This is a genomic window from Exiguobacterium sp. s57, assembly GCF_018617685.1.
In the GTDB taxonomy this organism is placed as follows: domain Bacteria; phylum Bacillota; class Bacilli; order Exiguobacteriales; family Exiguobacteriaceae; genus Exiguobacterium; species Exiguobacterium marinum.
On record NZ_JACSKR010000002.1, the window covers coordinates 159813 to 177113 of the forward strand.

General features: G+C 47.7%; 17 protein-coding genes. 2 read left to right on the plus strand and 15 right to left on the minus strand.

The genetic code is table 11. The features are described from left to right. Window positions 1-19 precede the first annotated feature (19 nt). From fsa to KNO98_RS07200, 5 genes are all read right to left on the minus strand, one after another. The gene (gene fsa / locus KNO98_RS07180) at window positions 20-670 is read right to left on the minus strand and encodes a fructose-6-phosphate aldolase (RefSeq protein WP_214700194.1); all 651 of its coding nucleotides are present in this window, start codon (window positions 668-670) and stop codon (window positions 20-22) included. Between the two features lie 151 nt (window positions 671-821). Next, window positions 822-1676 (minus strand): class II fructose-1,6-bisphosphate aldolase, encoded by an 855-nt coding sequence (gene fba, locus KNO98_RS07185; protein WP_026825064.1) that lies wholly within the window; start codon window positions 1674-1676, stop codon window positions 822-824. 161 nt (window positions 1677-1837) lie between these two features. Next, window positions 1838-2197 carry a response regulator gene (locus KNO98_RS07190; protein ID WP_026825063.1) on the minus strand — a complete coding sequence of 120 codons (360 nt, stop codon included), beginning with the start codon at window positions 2195-2197 and terminating at the stop codon, window positions 1838-1840. Window positions 2198-2288: 91 nt separating this feature from the next. Further along, a complete protein-coding gene (locus KNO98_RS07195; protein ID WP_214700196.1) occupies window positions 2289-2645 on the minus strand; it encodes a YxeA family protein in 357 nt (118 codons plus the stop codon). A gap of 128 nt (window positions 2646-2773) precedes the next feature. Beyond that, a complete protein-coding gene (locus KNO98_RS07200) occupies window positions 2774-4432 on the minus strand; it encodes a glycerol-3-phosphate dehydrogenase/oxidase (protein ID WP_026825061.1) in 1659 nt (552 codons plus the stop codon). Window positions 4433-4698: 266 nt separating this feature from the next. Between KNO98_RS07200 and KNO98_RS07205 the strand changes: the two genes are divergently transcribed. Continuing rightward, a complete protein-coding gene (locus KNO98_RS07205) occupies window positions 4699-5814 on the plus strand; it encodes an NADH-dependent flavin oxidoreductase (RefSeq protein WP_214700198.1) in 1116 nt (371 codons plus the stop codon). 39 nt (window positions 5815-5853) lie between these two features. Here KNO98_RS07205 and KNO98_RS07210 read toward each other — a convergent pair whose 3' ends face one another. The 5 genes from KNO98_RS07210 to KNO98_RS07230 form a co-directional block, all read right to left on the minus strand. Further along, a complete protein-coding gene (locus tag KNO98_RS07210) occupies window positions 5854-6384 on the minus strand; it encodes a GNAT family N-acetyltransferase (RefSeq protein WP_026825059.1) in 531 nt (176 codons plus the stop codon). 35 nt (window positions 6385-6419) lie between these two features. Continuing rightward, window positions 6420-7262 carry a TVP38/TMEM64 family protein gene (locus KNO98_RS07215; protein ID WP_214700200.1) on the minus strand — a complete coding sequence of 281 codons (843 nt, stop codon included), beginning with the start codon at window positions 7260-7262 and terminating at the stop codon, window positions 6420-6422. A 139-nt stretch (window positions 7263-7401) separates the two neighbouring features. Next, window positions 7402-8997, minus strand: a complete 1596-nt coding sequence (locus KNO98_RS07220; RefSeq protein WP_214700202.1) for a CTP synthase — start codon at window positions 8995-8997, stop codon at window positions 7402-7404. 247 nt (window positions 8998-9244) lie between these two features. Then, window positions 9245-9724, minus strand: coding sequence for a DNA-directed RNA polymerase subunit delta (gene rpoE, locus KNO98_RS07225; protein WP_026825056.1), 480 nt, complete (start codon window positions 9722-9724; stop codon window positions 9245-9247). 80 nt (window positions 9725-9804) lie between these two features. After that, window positions 9805-11130: a hypothetical protein gene (locus KNO98_RS07230; protein WP_214700204.1), complete on the minus strand. Its 1326-nt coding sequence runs from the start codon at window positions 11128-11130 to the stop codon at window positions 9805-9807. A gap of 169 nt (window positions 11131-11299) precedes the next feature. Here KNO98_RS07230 and KNO98_RS07235 point away from each other — a divergent pair, with 169 nt between their 5' ends. Further along, complete coding sequence (locus tag KNO98_RS07235) at window positions 11300-12598, plus strand: globin-coupled sensor protein (protein ID WP_214700206.1); 1299 nt, start codon at window positions 11300-11302, stop codon at window positions 12596-12598. Window positions 12599-12636: 38 nt separating this feature from the next. Here the strand turns inward: KNO98_RS07235 and KNO98_RS07240 are convergent, their stop codons facing one another. The 5 genes from KNO98_RS07240 to KNO98_RS07260 all read right to left on the minus strand — a co-directional run bounded on the left by KNO98_RS07240 (window position 12637) and on the right by KNO98_RS07260 (window position 17111). Then, a complete protein-coding gene (locus KNO98_RS07240) occupies window positions 12637-14763 on the minus strand; it encodes a heterodisulfide reductase-related iron-sulfur binding cluster (protein WP_214700208.1) in 2127 nt (708 codons plus the stop codon). Between the two features lie 92 nt (window positions 14764-14855). Further along, window positions 14856-15572 (minus strand): hypothetical protein, encoded by a 717-nt coding sequence (locus tag KNO98_RS07245; RefSeq protein ID WP_214700210.1) that lies wholly within the window; start codon window positions 15570-15572, stop codon window positions 14856-14858. 7 nt (window positions 15573-15579) lie between these two features. Beyond that, window positions 15580-16098 (minus strand): GNAT family N-acetyltransferase, encoded by a 519-nt coding sequence (locus tag KNO98_RS07250; RefSeq protein WP_214700212.1) that lies wholly within the window; start codon window positions 16096-16098, stop codon window positions 15580-15582. 168 nt (window positions 16099-16266) lie between these two features. Further along, window positions 16267-16695, minus strand: a complete 429-nt coding sequence (locus tag KNO98_RS07255; RefSeq protein WP_214700213.1) for a hypothetical protein — start codon at window positions 16693-16695, stop codon at window positions 16267-16269. After that, window positions 16692-17111, minus strand: coding sequence for a YwiB family protein (locus KNO98_RS07260; RefSeq protein WP_026825049.1), 420 nt, complete (start codon window positions 17109-17111; stop codon window positions 16692-16694). Before KNO98_RS07260 ends, KNO98_RS07255 begins: the two co-directional genes overlap by 4 nt. Window positions 17112-17301: the final 190 nt, after the last annotated feature.

The window sequence follows — 17301 nt, forward strand, 5'->3', positions numbered from 1 at the left end:
AAACCTTTCTACGACGGACTTATTTGGATTGAGCGTTGTTCCAATCCGCTAAGAACTGCTCAATACCTTTGTCTGTGAGCGGATGATTCATCATCTGTTCGATGATTTTGTATGGTACTGTCGCAATGTCAGCCCCAAGGAGTGCGGCTTTCGTCACGTGAATCGGGTGACGTACAGATGCCGCGATAATCTCTGTCTCGATGCCATGAATCGCAAAGATGTTCGCAATCGTCTCGACTAAATCGAGTCCATCCTGTCCGATATCATCTAATCGTCCGATGAATGGAGAAACATACGAAGCTCCGGCACGCGCTGCGAGTAACGCCTGATTCGCATTAAAGATGAGCGTGACGTTCGTTTTGATCCCGAGCTCTTTGAACTGTTTCACTGCTTCCATTCCCGCTGAAGTCATCGGTACTTTTACTGTAATATTCGGCGCAATAGCGGCAAGTTCCTTTCCTTCTTCCACCATACCCGATGCATCGAGTGCAATAACTTCAGCGCTGACCGAGAGATCCCCGACGATCTCACAGATTTCACGAAGTCTTGTATGGAAATCGACACCTTCTTTGGCAACGAGCGATGGATTCGTCGTCACGCCTCCGATGACGCCCATCTGATGGGCCTTTTTAATGTCTTCCACATTCGCTGTGTCAATAAAAAAACGCATATGTGTGTCCTCCTCAAGTTGTGATCGCTTACAATCTCTATTATGAGGAAAGACTTGGCGAATTACTACACCCTTTGTTAGATTCGGAACGAGACGACAGAGAGAATATAAAAAGTCGGTCCTCATAGAGAACCGACTTGGTCAAACAGGATTATGCTTGGTTGCTTGAACCAAACTCACGCATCTTACCAGTAACGACGTTGTAGATCGCTTCAATACCAGGTCCGATGATTTTACGTGGGTCATATACTTTTGCATCAGCAGCAACTTTCTCACGTACGGCACGAGTCCACTCTTGCTGGCACTCTGTGTTAACGTTAATCTTGCTGTGTCCGAGCTCGATTGCTTTTTTGATTTGGTGCTCAGGAATTCCTGATCCACCGTGAAGAACGAGTGGAGTTTGAGTCGCTTCTGCGATTTCTTCCATCTCTTTGAAGCCGAGGTTTGGCTCGCCTGCGTATTCTCCGTGTACAGAACCGAGTGCTGCAGCAAGTGCATCCACTTTCGCTTCTTTGACGACACGTACGCACTCATCAAGATCAGCGTATTGTACACCACCGACTACGCCATCTTCTTCGCCGCCAACTGTACCGACTTCTGCCTCAACAGAAGCACCTTTAGCGTGCGCGTACTCGACAACTTGCTTCGTCATTTCGACGTTTTCGTCGATCGGATGGTGTGAACCGTCGATCATGACTGATGTGAAGCCAGCGTCGATCGCTGCTTTACACTTATCGAATGAAGAACCATGGTCAAGGTGGATTGCAACTGGAACAGTGATGCTGTAGTCGTGCATGAGACCTTCAACCATTTTGACAACTGTAGTGAAGCCACCCATGTATTTCGCTGCACCTTCTGATACACCGAGGATTACTGGTGATTTCTCGTCTTCCGCAGCGCGAAGAATCGCTTGCGTCCACTCGAGGTTGTTAATGTTGAATTGGCCGACTGCATACTTGCCTTCGAATGCTTTATTAAGCATTTCTGTCATTGATACTAATGGCATAATGACATCCTCCTGTCTGTTCGCTATTATACACGTTTAGGGAAAGTACCCCCGTGCAATTCGTTCCCATTATAACACACCGTAAAACATGTGCCTATGCTATTCGGGCATAGAAATGGCTCGGCGCAAGCGTTTACATATGTCATCTTCGTGACGAAATGTCAGATTTTCAAGACTTCCTTCACTTTTTCAATCATCCCGTATATATCAAACGGTTTTTCGAACTGCGCGATTATTCCAAGTCGACGTACTTCTTCAATCACCGCTTCTTCTCCAAACGCCGTCATAATCATTACAGGCGTTTCCAACTTCTCTTCGCGCATTCTTCGCAACACTTCATGCCCAAGCATTCGAGGCATGTTCATATCGAGCAAGACTAGGTCGTATCGTTCCCGCTCTAAAAATTCCCAGGCGCTGATGCCGTCTTGTGCCGAGTCCACATCTACACCCATGTTTGTGAACACTTGCGCGAGCATCGTACGAATACCATCCTGGTCATCCGCAATCAACATCCGTGACATGCATGTCCCTTCTTTCATTCATCGTTTTCCATAATCAAACAATTTAACCATACCAAACTCATCTTTTTTTCGCGATGCCTATCTTTTGAAATCAAGGGAACGATGACTCGGATGTATCTTCTTGTTTCTCCTTTAACTGTTGTGGTACCTCTAAATCACTCACTCGTTCATAGTCGGTCACTTCAGGATTCTCCTCTTTCACGAACACTTTCAGATAGTCACCTTCCGCGAGTAGTGAAGAGCTTGTAATGGCTAACGGTCGCTTTTTCCCATCCGCATCGTATCCAATCAGGTCATAGCGATAACCATCAGAGACTTTTGTCGCCACTTCAGCATTAGGTACTTTGACATAATAAACGTCCGCCAGTAGACGATTCGGGTCGACATAGCGCCAACCAATCACTAATAAAACGCCGATCAACAATACGGCGATGAGATTTCGCTTCATAAAAAGTTCTCCTTCGATATAAGAATCACTACTTATGTAGGTATACCGTTATTCCGAAGTCATGAAACCATTCCACAAAAAGAGGTTCATCCTGTTTAGAATGAACCTCTCGGGCGCTACGTTAAACTTTAGGATTCGACTGTCACCGGAACGACTGCGATTTCAATCTCCTTCTCGACCTCTTCACGTTCTTCTTTCAAACGCGCATCTGACCATTTGAAGATGTCAGCCATCGCATGAAGCACGCCGTCTTTGTATTGATGAACGAAATCGATATCAAAGAACATTGCGCCTGTTCGACGAATCAAGAAGTCGATAGCGCGAACGACTGACTCTTCCTCGATTCCGTAAACCAACTGCGCGTAGACGATTTCAGGAAGCTCATATGCGTTCGAATCCATCCGCTCGATGACACGATCAATATTTGATCCGTATAGACGAACGAGTTCTTCCGCGTGGTTTGCGTCTAGACCATGATTTTGAAGTTCTTTCGTTTTCTTCTCGAGGAAATCGTTGAAGCCTTTCGACCCGCCGACATGACCACCTGACATTGGCATATGCTTCGTCCGACTCGCCAAGTAAACGACACCGTCCTCTTCTTTCAATAATTTAGCGACGAGGTCGACGACCGTTTCTGACATCTTCCGATACCCTGTCAATTTACCACCGGCAATCGTGATCAAGCCACTGTCTGACTGCCAAATTTCATCTTTACGTGAAATTTCAGAAGGGTCTTTTCCTTCCTCATAAATCAACGGACGAATACCTGCCCAGCTCGACTCTACATCATCCGCCGTGACATTGACGTCAGGGAACATATAGTGAATGGCTTCTAAAATATAATCACGGTCTTCCGTCGTCATGCGTGGATGCGCTTTGTTTTTATCGAAGAACGTATCTGTTGTTCCGACGTATGCTTTATTTCCGCGCGGAATCGCGAAGACCATCCGCCCGTCTGGTGTATCGAAATAAATCGCTTGTTTGAGCGGGAATTTCGATTGATCGATGACCAAGTGAATCCCTTTTGTGAGGCGAAGTTGTTTCCCTTTCTTCGAGTTATCCTCTTCTCGTAATTCATCGACCCACGGGCCCGTCGCATTGATGACTTTCTTCGCATATACGTCATACGTCGACCCGTCAATCTGGTCCTCGACGTGTACACCGGCCACTTTACCGTTCTCATAGATCAATCCAGTTACTTTTGCATAGTTCATAAGAAGCGCACCGTGATTCGCCGCTTCTTTTGCCACTTCAATTGTCATTCGAGCATCATCCGTCCGATACTCTACGTAATAGCCGCCTCCGACCAAATCATCTTTTTTCACGAGTGGTGCTTTTTTGATGACCTCATCTGGCTTAAGCATCATGCGACGCTCTGCACGCTTCACTCCTGCGAGGAAGTCATACACCATAAGTCCAATTGCTGTCGAGAACGGACCGAACGTGCCTCCCTTGTGCATCGGTAAGAGCATTTGCTCCGGTGTCGTGACGTGTGGGCCGTTCTCATATACGATGGCCCGTTCTTTCCCGACTTCTGCGACAAGCGCCACTTCAAATTGTTTCAAATAGCGGAGTCCCCCATGAACAAGTTTCGTCGAACGACTTGACGTCCCCGCCGCAAAGTCTTGCATTTCGAGCACAGCCGTCTTCATCCCACGCGACGATGCATCAAGCGCAATCCCAGCACCTGTGATGCCGCCTCCGACAACAAGAACATCATGACGCTCATTTGTCAGTTGCTCATATCGTTTTGATCGTTCTTTCGCTGAGAAATTTTTGATTTCCATCTTATTCCCTCCTATAGTAAATACGGCTCATTGAGATGACTAGAAAAAGAGACCACAACAAAAACAAGGCTTCCCCCTTCTGTTATGGTCTCTCTATTGTCTCGAACCGAATATCAACTTTTCTCCTGTATTATACCCTATTCTTTTCAGTTCAATCATCTCTTGCGCTTAATCAATCTGTAATGTGTTGATTCACAAGCATCCGACTCGCATTTTTTAGTTGAGAAGCTTAGACTTCAAGGTACCATGTTGAAGGAGGATTTCAGATGAAACGTATGTTACAACCTTTTCAGTTTAAAAATGGCGTCGAACTACCGAACCGCCTCGTGTTGGCTCCGATGACACATTATTCGTCAGAACCAACCGGGGAAGTTTCCGAGCACGAGCTCGCTTACTATCGGAAGCGGGCGCAAAGCGTCGGGCTTGCCATCACGGCTTGCGCTTACGTAACAGAAGACGGGAAAGGGTTCCCGAACGCATTCGGGGCCAATGACGACAAATTCATCCCAGGTCTCCGCCAATTGGCAGAAAGTTTAAAAGCAGAAGGCGCAAAAGCCATCCTTCAAATTTTCCACGCCGGGCGTATGTCACCACCTGAACTCGTCCCGAACGAACAACCTGTGAGTGCAAGTGCCGTCGCACCTGTTCGAGAAGGCGCTGTCACACCGCGCGCTCTCGAAACATCAGAAGTCGAAGTTATTATCGAGGCGTTCGGCGAAGCGACACGTCGTGCCATCGAAGCCGGGTTTGACGGAGTCGAGATTCACGGGGCAAACACATACTTGATTCAACAATTCTTCTCACCGCATTCGAATCGCCGTGAAGATCGCTTCGGTGGTGATGTTCATGGACGTTTGACGTTCCCACGCGAAGTCATTCGTCGTGTCAAAGAAGCAGCTGCAGATGCAGAGAACTTCTTAGTCGGTTATCGCTTCTCACCAGAAGAAATCGAAGAACCAGGAATCACACTTGACGACACGGATGTGTTGCTCGATATGATTTTAGAAGAAGGTGTGGATTATATTCACGCTTCTCTTTGGAACTTCAATACAGCCTCTATGCGTGACGAAAACGTCATGGAACGTTCGATTGACCGCATCGCCAAACGCATCAATGGTGCCATCCCACTCATCGGAGTCGGACAACTCCAACGTCCTGCTCAAGTCGAAGATGCACTCGACGTTGTCGATTTCGCCGCGCTCGGTCGTGAACTCATCATCGACCCTGAATGGCTCGAAAAAGTGAAGACGGACCGTGAAGATGACATCGAGACAGAACTCGACTTGGATAAACAAGCCGAACTTGCTGTCCCGGCTCCACTTTGGAATGCGATCACGACTCGTGCCGGTTGGTTCCCGATTAAAGATCAAAAAGTAAAATAATGCAAAGCACCGCGGATTCTTTTTTCATCCGCGGTGCTTTTATGTCATCCATTCTTCCCGTAACATGCCCATCCGAATCGAATCGTATCGCTTCCCGTTCACGACACGAACTTGGCGAATACGTCCTTCGAGTTGCATTCCTACTTTTTCAGCGACCCGCATCATACGCTCATTCCCAGACCATGTCGTCAAGCCGACACGGGCGACAGGTAACGTCTCAAATAGATGTTCAATCCATAAACGTAGGGTACGCGTCCCGACGCCGCGATTCCAGCGATTGGACTGATGCAATATGATGCCCATCTCGAGCCATTCTCGCCCAGCATCTTCGAAATAGTAAGAAACGGTCCCACATACGGTCCCATCCACTTCAATGACCCACATGTCTTCTTTTTTGATGAGTGACTGTTCGATTTGCTGGAATTCTTCATAAGACATCGCCTTGTGTTCGAAGTAAGGCGCGTCCCACTGTTTCCACTCCGGTGCCGCATCTCGATAAATCAATTCCCATAGTCGTGATAAGTCTCGCCCTTCAATCGGTCGAATAACCACTTCTTGATCTTGTCGCATCTTGTCTTCCTCTCTATATAAAGCTTTATCAAATATTATTCGTGTGTCCCGTTCGAATCCCCTTTTTTTCGTTTGCGCCAAATGAACGCGAGGATTAAGACGATCAAACTCGCCATGACGGAAGCGATGGCGATTGGACTCGAATCCGTCATAAACAATTGTCCGATGGAGACAGAGTAGGCAAGCCCGAACGATGTGACGAGTTTCGCGCCGAACGCGATGCCCGCGAAACGCGGGAACGGCACGCGGCTAAACCCGGCGGCGAGACAAATGACCTCGTCCGGTAAAATCGGAATAATGAACAAGACGAGCAAGATGCCAAGGCCATACTTCTCGACATATCGATCGTACGTCTTCAACTTCTCCTCATCGACCCAGCGGATGATTCGCTCTCGGCCGAATCGTGCCAATCCATACATGACGAAGATACCAAGCGTGGTCGCAATACTCCCAACCAAAGCGGCACGAAATGGACCGAGCGCCACACTCCCAATCGGCACACTGACCGCTTCTGGGACCGGTAAGGCGATTGGCTGTAGAAAGCTGAATGCCGCGAACACCCAAATCGCCTGACGCTCATACTGTTCTAATAGACGATCCAGTCCATACGTATCGTATAAGACGAGTCCAAATGATACGTAATAGACGAACACGAAGATTAAAAAAAGAGAAAATGTGATTTTCCACATCTGCTTCAAGATGACATTCGAGCCGTCGCGTATCGCTCGAAGTAGCCCGACCGAGAGCGCGAGCAAGACAATGCCCGTCCACCCTAGTTGGTACGGCAATAAGAGGGAAGGTAAGACGACGAATGGCAACAGACTGAGCGCGACAAGTCCAAATCCATATCCAAGATAAATCGAATGTCGTTCTTTCATGAGCCATCACCCTCTCTCCCCGTTCTACTTCTAGTGTACCCAGAAAGTGAAGGTGATGTATCCTGCCAAGGACGTCTTGCACCTCATGCTTTTGATGTAGAAAAGCCACGATTCATTTCGAATCGTGGCTTTCAATCACTTATTCTCCAAGTGATGCTTGGATGAAATCATGGAATAGACGTTGTGGGCGTTCTGGACGCGAAATCAACTCTGGGTGGAACTGTGATGCCACGAACCACTTGTGTTCTGGGATCTCAATGATTTCTACGAGACGACCGTCCGGGCTCGTACCTGAGAACTTGAAGCCTTCTGCTTCAAACGCTTCACGGTACTCGTTATTGAACTCATAACGGTGACGGTGACGCTCGTATACGAGTTCTTGGTCGTATGCCGCGTGTGCTTTCGTCCCTTTTTCGAGTTTACATGGGTAGAGTCCGAGACGGAGTGTGCCGCCAATGTCTTCGATGTCCTTTTGCTCTGGAAGAAGGTCGATAATCGGATACGGTGTCGATGGGTCGATTTCAGCCGTATGTGCACCGTCCAACTTCAAGACGTTACGGGCAAACTCGACCGTCGCAAGTTGCATCCCGAGACAAATCCCGAAGAATGGAACGTTGTTTTCACGTGCGAAACGTGTCGCTTCGATTTTCCCTTCGATTCCACGCTCACCAAATCCACCTGGGATGAGGATACCGTCTGCATCACCAAGGATGTCCGAGACGTTTTCAGCCGTCACGTCCTCTGCGTTGACCCAGTCAATGTCGATATCTGCATTGAACGCATAACCCGCATGCTTGAGCGATTCTGCGACCGAGATATAGGCATCACGCAATTCGACATATTTTCCGACGAGTGCGATTTTCACTTTCTTCTCAAGATGCGTGACCGTGTGAACGAGTTCTTTCCATGCCGTCATATCCGCAGCCGGTGTGTTGAAGCCGAAATAGTCGTTGACGAGTTGGTCCATCCCTTGTTTTTGAAGGTTGAGTGGTACTTCATAAAGCGTCGATGCGTCTTGCGCCTCGATGACTGCTTCTTTACGCGTATCACAGAAGAGCGCAATTTTCTCACGCATGTCTTCCGGAATATCATGCTCCGTGCGGAGGACGATGATGTCTGGCTGAATCCCGTAGCTGCGAAGTTCTTTGACGCTATGTTGTGTCGGTTTTGTTTTCATTTCGCCTGCCGCGCGAAGGTAAGGAACGAGTGTACAGTGGACGTACATGACGTTCTCTTTGCCGATATCATTTTTCACTTGGCGAATCGCTTCGATGAACGGAAGGGATTCGATATCCCCCACTGTTCCACCGATTTCTGTGATGACGACATCGGCGTTCGTTTCGCGTCCCGCACGGAAGACACGATCTTTGATTTCGTTCGTGATATGCGGAATGACTTGAACCGTTCCGCCGTTATAGTCTCCACGACGCTCTTTCTTCAAGACAGTCGAATAAATGCGCCCTGATGTGACGTTCGCGTTTTGCGACAAGTTGATGTCGATGAAACGCTCATAGTGTCCGAGGTCAAGGTCAGTCTCCGCACCATCATCTGTGACGAATACTTCTCCGTGTTGATACGGGCTCATCGTACCTGGGTCGATGTTGATATATGGGTCAAACTTTTGAATCGTCACGTTGAGTCCACGATTTTTGAGTAGACGTGCGAGTGAAGCTGCCGTGATCCCTTTACCGAGCGAAGAAACTACCCCGCCTGTTACGAAAATGTACTTTGTCATGTTTCTTTCTCCTCTCTTAAATACCAACCGTCGGGAAACGAAAAAACAAAAAAAGCAAAAGTGCCCCCGTGAATGGAGGACACTTTTGCTGCATCGTTACGTGCTAAACTAGCCCATGACTAATTTACGCCAGAGACGATACAGTCGTCAAGATATTATTTTTTCTTTTTTTCATGTTGTTCAAAATCATTAAAAAAGAAAAAGAGACACGCCTAGCCGGGCCCAATGCCCGGCTTTTTGCGGTCTCTTATAAATCATCCTCGTCTTCGAGATCGAGGTCGTCGTCCAAATCATCATCCTTGAAGTCATCTAGGCCATCAACTTTTTCTTGTTCGCCCGCATCGTCAAATTCAGTTGAATCGTAATCTTCAACTTTTGCGAATACATCCAAGTCATCTTCGATGTCGACGATACCTTCGTCTGCCTCTTCGAACTCTTCTTCGAATTCGTCAAGTTCACCACGTTGACGTGCTTCGATGACGAGATCTTCATCCGACTTGTCGAATGGATACCATACGCGAAGCGCCCAGCGGTTTGCACCTAAGTTGACGAACAACCCGTCGATGTTCAAATCGGTGTAAAGTTGTGCGATTTTCTCGAGTTCTTCCTCTTCACTCGCAAACGTATAATTTTGCTTGATTTTTTCGCGAATCTCATCAAAAGAAACAGGCTGCTCGCCAGTTTCTTGGAGAAGTTCATAAACGAAATCAATCAACGATTTATTCATTAAAGGACACTCCTTTTCCGTCACTAGTTAAACATCACTCCTCATTATAAACAAAAGCGATATGAAAAAGCTAGAGGAAATTATGAATCGTTCGATGTCTCCGTTTTGATTCGGAACCAGTACAGACTAATCAATCCGATATTAAACACCCATGTCACCCCTAAGACACCCACCATCCACGCTCGCGGAATCTGGAACGACAACTCCTCGTTGACCGTTTGACCGACGTACAATCCATATCCGAGCAATCCGACCATCAAAAATGAATACGCCACGACCATGCCGAATCGTTTCCACAACTGTAGCAGTAAAGACGCGAACTCTTGGTTTTCCCCATACTGATCAAACAAATACGTATGACTGACACTCGAATACATCGTCTGCGTATAGCCACTGACAAATAGTACTGGGATGAACGCAAGAGGCTCGATAAATCCTAGGAAAAAGATGAGGGAGGACACGAGTAACAGGAGGTATGGATGGCGCGCGAAATCAAACAGGCGACTAAACAAAATCCAACCGATAACACCGGCTAAGAATGGGACGAACACATAAAAAATCAACACTTGAAACGAATACAAGGCAAGACTCACAAAAACGGCACCAATCAACGTCCATCCGCCAAACAATCCGATAACAAACGATAATAACTGAACCTGTCGAGTACGGCTTGCTGTGATAAATTGTCGGATACGCTTTTGAAACAACAGCCATCCGACATAGACCAACAAAATAATCATCAAGCTAAATACTTCGACATAACCACGCGCCCCTTCTAGGAGACTGAGAAGTCGACTAATCAATGTGAAGACCGTGACTGCGATGAAAGCGCGGAGAAAGGAACGCGTTCCAAACTGCCACGTTGCTGATTTTTGGAGGGGTAATTTCCTCACGAATAGCCACGGTAGAATCAAACTCACTAAGAATAGGGCGACGGCAAGATTGTACGACTGCGTCAACGCATACGAGAACACCGCAATCCAACCGACTAACATAAGAACCAACGGCCACGAACTACCACCCTCATCTTTTGATTCCGTCTCAGTTTTCGGCTTCAATTCATTCAATTGTGATAAAATCGTCGTCATGATGGAGCCAACTCCAATCGAGCCGACTCCGACTAAAAACGCACTCCATTCAATTGCGCTGTCAAAGGGAAGTACAAAACAAATGAGACCGACGACGAGCACAGATAAGGCAATTAAAAACGTGTCTTTTGAACCGCGTCGACCGATGACATACACCCACAGTAAAAGACCTGACATACTGGCCACATAAAAAATTAAAAATGGAATGAGACGTCCGACACCTTCTTCGACCGCCATGATGGATAAGAACAAAATCTGTGGAAGAATTTGACTACTTAGGGCACTTACAATCGTCAACAGGATCACTATGTTTTTCATAAGTCCACCCCTCACTGAAACTGGAATATTCTACTCCTCATTTTTCCTTTCCCAGTTCTATTCGTCCAAGAACCTGTTTCGCAACACATTGACTTCTTAGTTTCTTCATATTTCTGCCGATATAGAAGAGAACGCCACTTTAGATATGAAATAGAAGGAGAATAAAAATATGGCATTTTTTCGTAAGACAACTTCAAAAGATTTCGTCGCTTCCGAAGGATTTCCTGAGATTCACACAATCGCTAAACCAGCCGACTCGAGCTTAAACGGGCGCGCACACTATATGGGATATACATCATCTCAAGTGAAACGGCTACAAGACATGGCTCCACTCGTCGAGTCCGTCCTAGACGAGGTACTCGAAAATGTACTCGACCACTTAATGCTTCAACCAGAGATGGTTCAAATTGCGAATGGCTCGTCGACACGAGAACGTTTAAAAAATGTATTTGCTGCTTATTTCCGTAGTCTGTTAACCGGGAACATCGATGAAAAATTTTTAGCAATGCGGAAGCGAATGGGACAAACCCATCATCACTTTTCAGTCCCCGTTGTCTGGTTCTTGGCAACATACTCGGCGTTTAACACCTTGCTCATCCCGAAAGTGGTCGAAACGTATCAACACGATCCGGCCATTCTGACCGAATCCCTTTTGGCTCTGTCACACGCGATGAACTTGGACGCTCAAATCGTTACCGAACAATATGTGAACGCCCGTCTCGATGAGCTTGAGTCTGCGAACCAATCCCGTGCCGCTCTATTAAGTGACGTGTCACGCGTCAGTACAGAAGTGGCGACGACAATGGAGCATACAGGGCAAGCTATGTCCGATACAAGCAATCGCGCTCATCAAGTCTTGGCAGAGACGGAACAAACAGAAAAGATGAGTCGCCACTTGATGACGTTGACTCATACAAATGGAGAACAAATCGAACAGATGGAAGCTGACTTCAAACAGTCGGCTACCTATGTCGATACCTCACTCGATCGAATAACAGCTTTGAAGGACGGTTCTCAAGATATCGTCAGCATGACGCGAAGCATCGAACAAATTGCCAATCAAACCAACTTACTCGCCTTGAACGCTTCGATTGAAGCGGCCCGTGCAGGTGAACACGGCAAAGGGTTCGCCGTCGTCGCCACCGAAGTACGCACACTCGCGGAGAACGCGAAACAACTGAGCAGTCAAATCAATGCGCTCATTCATGAGAATGAGGCGAACATCGCGGCTCTCCTCGATCAAATGGGTCACATGCATCGGACGAACGATGAAGCGATGCGTCAACTAAACGCCGTCAAAGTTGGGTTTTCGACCGTCCAAGAAGAGATGGGACAATACGTCCTTTCTTTCGAACGAAACAAACAAGACCTCGGGCAGATGGTCGAAACCATTTCATCCATCAACGAGACGACACAAGGGTTATCTCACTTGACCTCCTCTCTTTTATCTACTTCCGAAATGCAGTAAACAAATAAGGCACGGTCCGCGGACCGTGCCTTCCTGTATTATTGGACAACCGGTTCTGGGATCTCGATGGCTTTCAGCGAACGATCGAGCAATTCGACGACGTCGAACGTGCCGACCGTCTCATCGACTTCCTTCGCTTTCGTTCCATCTGACAACATCGTCAAGCAGTACGGACACGCCGAACCGATGACGGTCGGTTTCGTCTCAAGTAACTGCTCCGTTCGAGCCACGTTGACACGTGTCCCGACTTTTTCTTCCTGCCACATGAGACCACCACCCGCTCCACAGCACATACCGTTTTCACGGTTACGCGTCGCTTCAACGAGTTCGACACCAGGAATCCGCTCGAGGACGAACCGCGGTGCATCGTATATGCCGTTGTAACGACCGAGATAGCAAGAATCATGGTAGACGACACGCTCATTCACTTGAAGATCCGGCTGGATTCGACCTGTATCGAGCAGCTCGGCGAGCAACTCCGTATGGTGATACACTTTCACATCAGTCAAACCGAAGTCTGGATACTCATTTTTGAACGTGTTGTACGCGTGTGGGTCGACCGTGACGATTTTCGTCACCCCATACTTCTCAAACAGTTTAATGTTCGCTTCGGCGAGTTCTTGGAAGAGTAACTCATTCCCGATACGGCGTGGTGTATCCCCTGAGTTTTTTTCTTCATTTCCGAGAATGGCGAATGAGACGCCAGCCTTGTTCAAGACGCTCGCAAAGCTTTGCGCGACTTTTTGGCTACGGCTGTCGTAAGAACCCATCGCGCCGACCCAGAAGAGGTATTCGAATTCTTCACCTGCTTTTTTCTTCTCCTTCGCCGTCGGGATGACGAGCTCTGTATCCTTGCGCCAGTTCTCGCGTTCTTTTCGGTTCATCCCCCATGGGTTTCCTTGACGCTCGATGTTTGCGACCGTTCGCTGTGCCTCAGGGTCCATCTTCCCTTCCATCATGACGAGGTAGCGACGAAGGTCAATGATTTTATCGACGTGCTCGTTCATGACCGGACATTGGTCTTCACAATTACGGCATGTCGTACACGCCCAGATTTCTTCTTCTGTGATGACGTTGCCGATCAATTCGTCTGCGACGAGCATATGACCGTCTTGCGCCGCTGCTGCGATTTCAGCACCTTGCGTGTTTTGGAACATGAGTGCCGGTGCCCAAGGTGATTTTCTCGTGACCGCTGCACCTTTCATATTCATATGGTCGCGAAGTTTGACAATCAAGTCCATCGGCGACAACATCTTCCCAGTTCCGGTTGCCGGACATACATTCGTACAACGTCCGCACTCGACACAAGCGTACAAATCGACGAGTTGTTTTTGGTTGAAGTCTTCGATTTTATTAACCCCGAACACAATCTCTTCATCTGACTCTTCTGCTTCTTCCATCGCCGAAAAATCAACGGGCGCTAAGCGTCCGACTTTATGGGTACGACCAAGCCAGACATTGAGCGTCCCAGCAATCAAGTGAGCGTGTTTGCCTTGCGGGATGTAGACCATGAAGCTGAGCAAGAACAACAAGTGCATCCACCAAAAGACGACGAACAACGCGAATGCGACTGATCCTGGTACCCAAGCAAACGCTGAACCGATGAGTGTCGCGACCGGTTCGCCCCACATCGGAAGCTCTTCTTTATAGACGAGGTAAAACCCGTTCCCGAACAAGACGGAAACCATCAGCCCGCCAATGAAGATGAGGGCGAGACCCGCTAAAAAGTTTCGTTTCAAGCGTACGAGCTTCTCGACGTAACGACGGTAGAACCCCCAAACGACCGCGACGAGAATCATGAGCATGACGATTTCTTGCATGAACGTAAAGATTGGATAGAGCGGACCGAGCGGGATGTGTGGGAAACGTGTTCCGACCGCTAGTCCTTTCCAAATAAAATCAATCGCCCCAAATTGGACGAGGATGAAGCCATAAAACATCATGACGTGAATTGCGCCACTCTTCTTATCTTTTAACAATTTCTTTTGACCGAACACGTTGATCATGACCTGTTCGAGTCGTTCTTTGTTCGTTTGGTTCCATTCTGCCTTCTTCCCCAGCTTGATGAACGTATAGCGCTGGTGAACCAGCGTAGCAAATAAATACACACCATAGCCGAAGACGAGCAAGAATAGAATCCAGTTGACGATTAAAAATGTAGACATCCCCAAAACTCCCCCTTATGAAAACGGATTCAATCTTGAATTCAGTATATCAAATGATGAATGAACAGTCATTCATTTTTGCGAAGTTCTCATCAGAAGTTTAGAAGATGTTTCAAAATAAGGAGTAAGCCGCCATAACTGAACACGGCCAAAACGAACGTGCGAAAGTGTAAATTCCGGTCGGACGGGAGTTCAAATTTCACGATGTTGAGAATCATCGCCCCGGCCACAAACGCAAAACAGAGCGCTTCGACGTGCGCGGCCAAGTCAATCCATCGTGAAACGAAACCTCCGAGTAAAATTCCACCGCTCAACAAGTAGCGTCCTTGTCGCATATAGCGTTCCCCGTAATGGCGGTTCAAGTCATGACCGAGCGCCAAGAAGTGGACCCCGAGAGCCGTCGCATAGAAGCTTCTCGCGACGAACGTCACGGAGTCCGCCGTCACCACATACGCTGAAAAGGTCATATATGTCGTGAGTAGTGTCACCTGTAGCCAATACGAGACAGCCCGGTCGACCGCCTCATCTTGGAAGTGAGGAGTTCGAACGAATCGCATGGTGCCATAAAATATTGTGAACCCGGTGAGACTGACGATGTAAATCTCGGAAGGTAAGGCCAAATTCAGCCAGTCGACACGAAGCGTGTCCTGGCGTTTATTCAGCGACGGCAAGAGATACATGAAGAAGTACGTGATGGCGACCCCACTCGAGAATGAGAACCATTTTTTCGAAGGAACGGTCTCTTCCCGGAACAAATAGATGCCGAAGAAATTAATCAACATCAAATAGATGATGATCCAGTTCGCCATCTCGTCTTCACCCTTTCAAGTCAATCCAAAACCGCTCGACAATCGTCCCATCTTCTTCCGTGTATGGTGTATCCGCAACGCCACCATTGTTTAAAATGACTTGACGTGAAGCAATATTCGTCCGGTTGCACGTGATGAGTGCACGCTCGATGCCGAGCTCTTTCACTTTTTCAAGCGCAAGTTGCAGTTGGATTGTGGCGAGTCCACGCCCGCGTGCGCTCGGTTTCACCCCATACCCGACATGCCCGCCAATCTTCAAGAGCGATTCGTTCAGCTCATGACGAATGTTCGTCGCGCCAAGAAGCTCCTCCCCGTCCGTGAGCCAATACGTTGTACTCGGGACCCAGCCTTCCTCAATATGTTCACGTAACTCTTTCTGGCGTAACGTGTTGACGTATGCCTCGAAGTCCGTCGTCTCACGGTCGACTGAGGTCGGGACGATTCGTTCATCGCGCTCATGCCATTCCTGTAAAAACGCCAGAATCTGTTCTTTTTGTTCGACAGATGTTTTGATTAGTCTTAACATCACAATTCCCCCTTTATTCCTTTCCATTCACGTTCTCTATTTGATTTCCATGTTCCTTCATCTTAGAGAATGCTCACTCGAAATAAAATGGACGTTCTGATTGGATATTGTCCCCCTTTTAGGCATGAAAAAAAGCGCCATCTTGTTCAGATGACACTTTTCGTAGACTCATGCTTCGAGTCCGAGACGCTGCGGCATATGCGGAGCGAGTTGTCTCGCCTCTTCCAATCGACCGGCCTCGACGAGCGTATGGAAATGTAAAAACTGTTCATGCGATGCATCACTGATGGCCGCCAAATAATCGACGTACCGATCGTAGACCGCTTTGTCTTCAGGGCGTGCCTCAATGAGTGCGATATACAGGCGAACCGTATCCTCACCGTAAAGAAGAGGGAACTCGTCGTTCAATTGAAGCAGTTTATCGATCGAATTGACATCGACTCCGTTCTCCTGGTCGTAATGCACGATGACTTGTTCAGCATGGTCTTCGAGACGACCACGCCACTCTTCATACTCTTCTTCGTTCGTCTCGAGCATCTCGAACCAATCTTCATTTAACATCTCTTCAATCTTGTTTACACGTTCTGTAAAATTCATTCGTTCTCTCCTCCTTCAAACGTCCATGTGACGTGTACTTCATATATACCCACGTTTTCTTCATTCATGGACAATTCGTATACGAACGTACACGACTCTTCGGACACGTCGAGGCGCGATGTCGTCGTGGCCATCGTCATCGACATATATGCATTCTTGTATAGGCTTTGCGTGAAGCGCCCTTCGATGAATGAATGGTTCATCTCAATCGGTCCTTTGCAGATGAGCGCCAACCGTTCTGGTGTGTACTTGATTGTCGTCGGGACTGGTCCGTCCTCTTGTTGCTGGTCAAACATGAGAATAAATCCAGTCTTCAATGGATAGTATAATCCATCCATCGTTAACTCAATCGCTTCTGGAATATCACTCATCCGTGTTGTTTGCTGGACACGCACGCGAAGTGGTTCAATCGCCATGCTCATCCCCCTTTCCGTCAACTCATCGTACCACATCTTCCACATATCGTTCTATTGACATTGCTTCGTCTTCACGTAGACAAAGTGATTCATCCACTCATCGTTTTCATAGATGAATCCTTCTCTTGTGCACTCGTACGACATTCCGACACGCTCTGTGAAATGGATGGATGCTTCATTGTCAAGATTG

Bases quoted from the DNA above. Each gene is read 5' to 3' on its own strand.
- fsa (WP_214700194.1), bottom strand. From the start codon at position 670: ATGCGTTTTTTTATTGACACAGCGAATGTGGAAGACATTAAAAAGGCC.
- fba (WP_026825064.1), bottom strand. From the start codon at position 1,676: ATGCCATTAGTATCAATGACAGAAATGCTTAATAAAGCATTCGAAGGC.
- KNO98_RS07190 (WP_026825063.1), bottom strand. From the start codon at position 2,197: ATGTCACGGATGTTGATTGCGGATGACCAGGATGGTATTCGTACGATG.
- KNO98_RS07195 (WP_214700196.1), bottom strand. From the start codon at position 2,645: ATGAAGCGAAATCTCATCGCCGTATTGTTGATCGGCGTTTTATTAGTG.
- KNO98_RS07200 (WP_026825061.1), bottom strand. From the start codon at position 4,432: ATGGAAATCAAAAATTTCTCAGCGAAAGAACGATCAAAACGATATGAG.
- KNO98_RS07205 (WP_214700198.1), top strand. From the start codon at position 4,699: ATGAAACGTATGTTACAACCTTTTCAGTTTAAAAATGGCGTCGAACTA.
- KNO98_RS07210 (WP_026825059.1), bottom strand. From the start codon at position 6,384: ATGCGACAAGATCAAGAAGTGGTTATTCGACCGATTGAAGGGCGAGAC.
- KNO98_RS07215 (WP_214700200.1), bottom strand. From the start codon at position 7,262: ATGAAAGAACGACATTCGATTTATCTTGGATATGGATTTGGACTTGTC.
- KNO98_RS07220 (WP_214700202.1), bottom strand. From the start codon at position 8,997: ATGACAAAGTACATTTTCGTAACAGGCGGGGTAGTTTCTTCGCTCGGT.
- rpoE (WP_026825056.1), bottom strand. From the start codon at position 9,724: ATGAATAAATCGTTGATTGATTTCGTTTATGAACTTCTCCAAGAAACT.
- KNO98_RS07230 (WP_214700204.1), bottom strand. From the start codon at position 11,130: ATGAAAAACATAGTGATCCTGTTGACGATTGTAAGTGCCCTAAGTAGT.
- KNO98_RS07235 (WP_214700206.1), top strand. From the start codon at position 11,300: ATGGCATTTTTTCGTAAGACAACTTCAAAAGATTTCGTCGCTTCCGAA.
- KNO98_RS07240 (WP_214700208.1), bottom strand. From the start codon at position 14,763: ATGTCTACATTTTTAATCGTCAACTGGATTCTATTCTTGCTCGTCTTC.
- KNO98_RS07245 (WP_214700210.1), bottom strand. From the start codon at position 15,572: ATGGCGAACTGGATCATCATCTATTTGATGTTGATTAATTTCTTCGGC.
- KNO98_RS07250 (WP_214700212.1), bottom strand. From the start codon at position 16,098: ATGTTAAGACTAATCAAAACATCTGTCGAACAAAAAGAACAGATTCTG.
- KNO98_RS07255 (WP_214700213.1), bottom strand. From the start codon at position 16,695: ATGAATTTTACAGAACGTGTAAACAAGATTGAAGAGATGTTAAATGAA.
- KNO98_RS07260 (WP_026825049.1), bottom strand. From the start codon at position 17,111: ATGGCGATTGAACCACTTCGCGTGCGTGTCCAGCAAACAACACGGATG.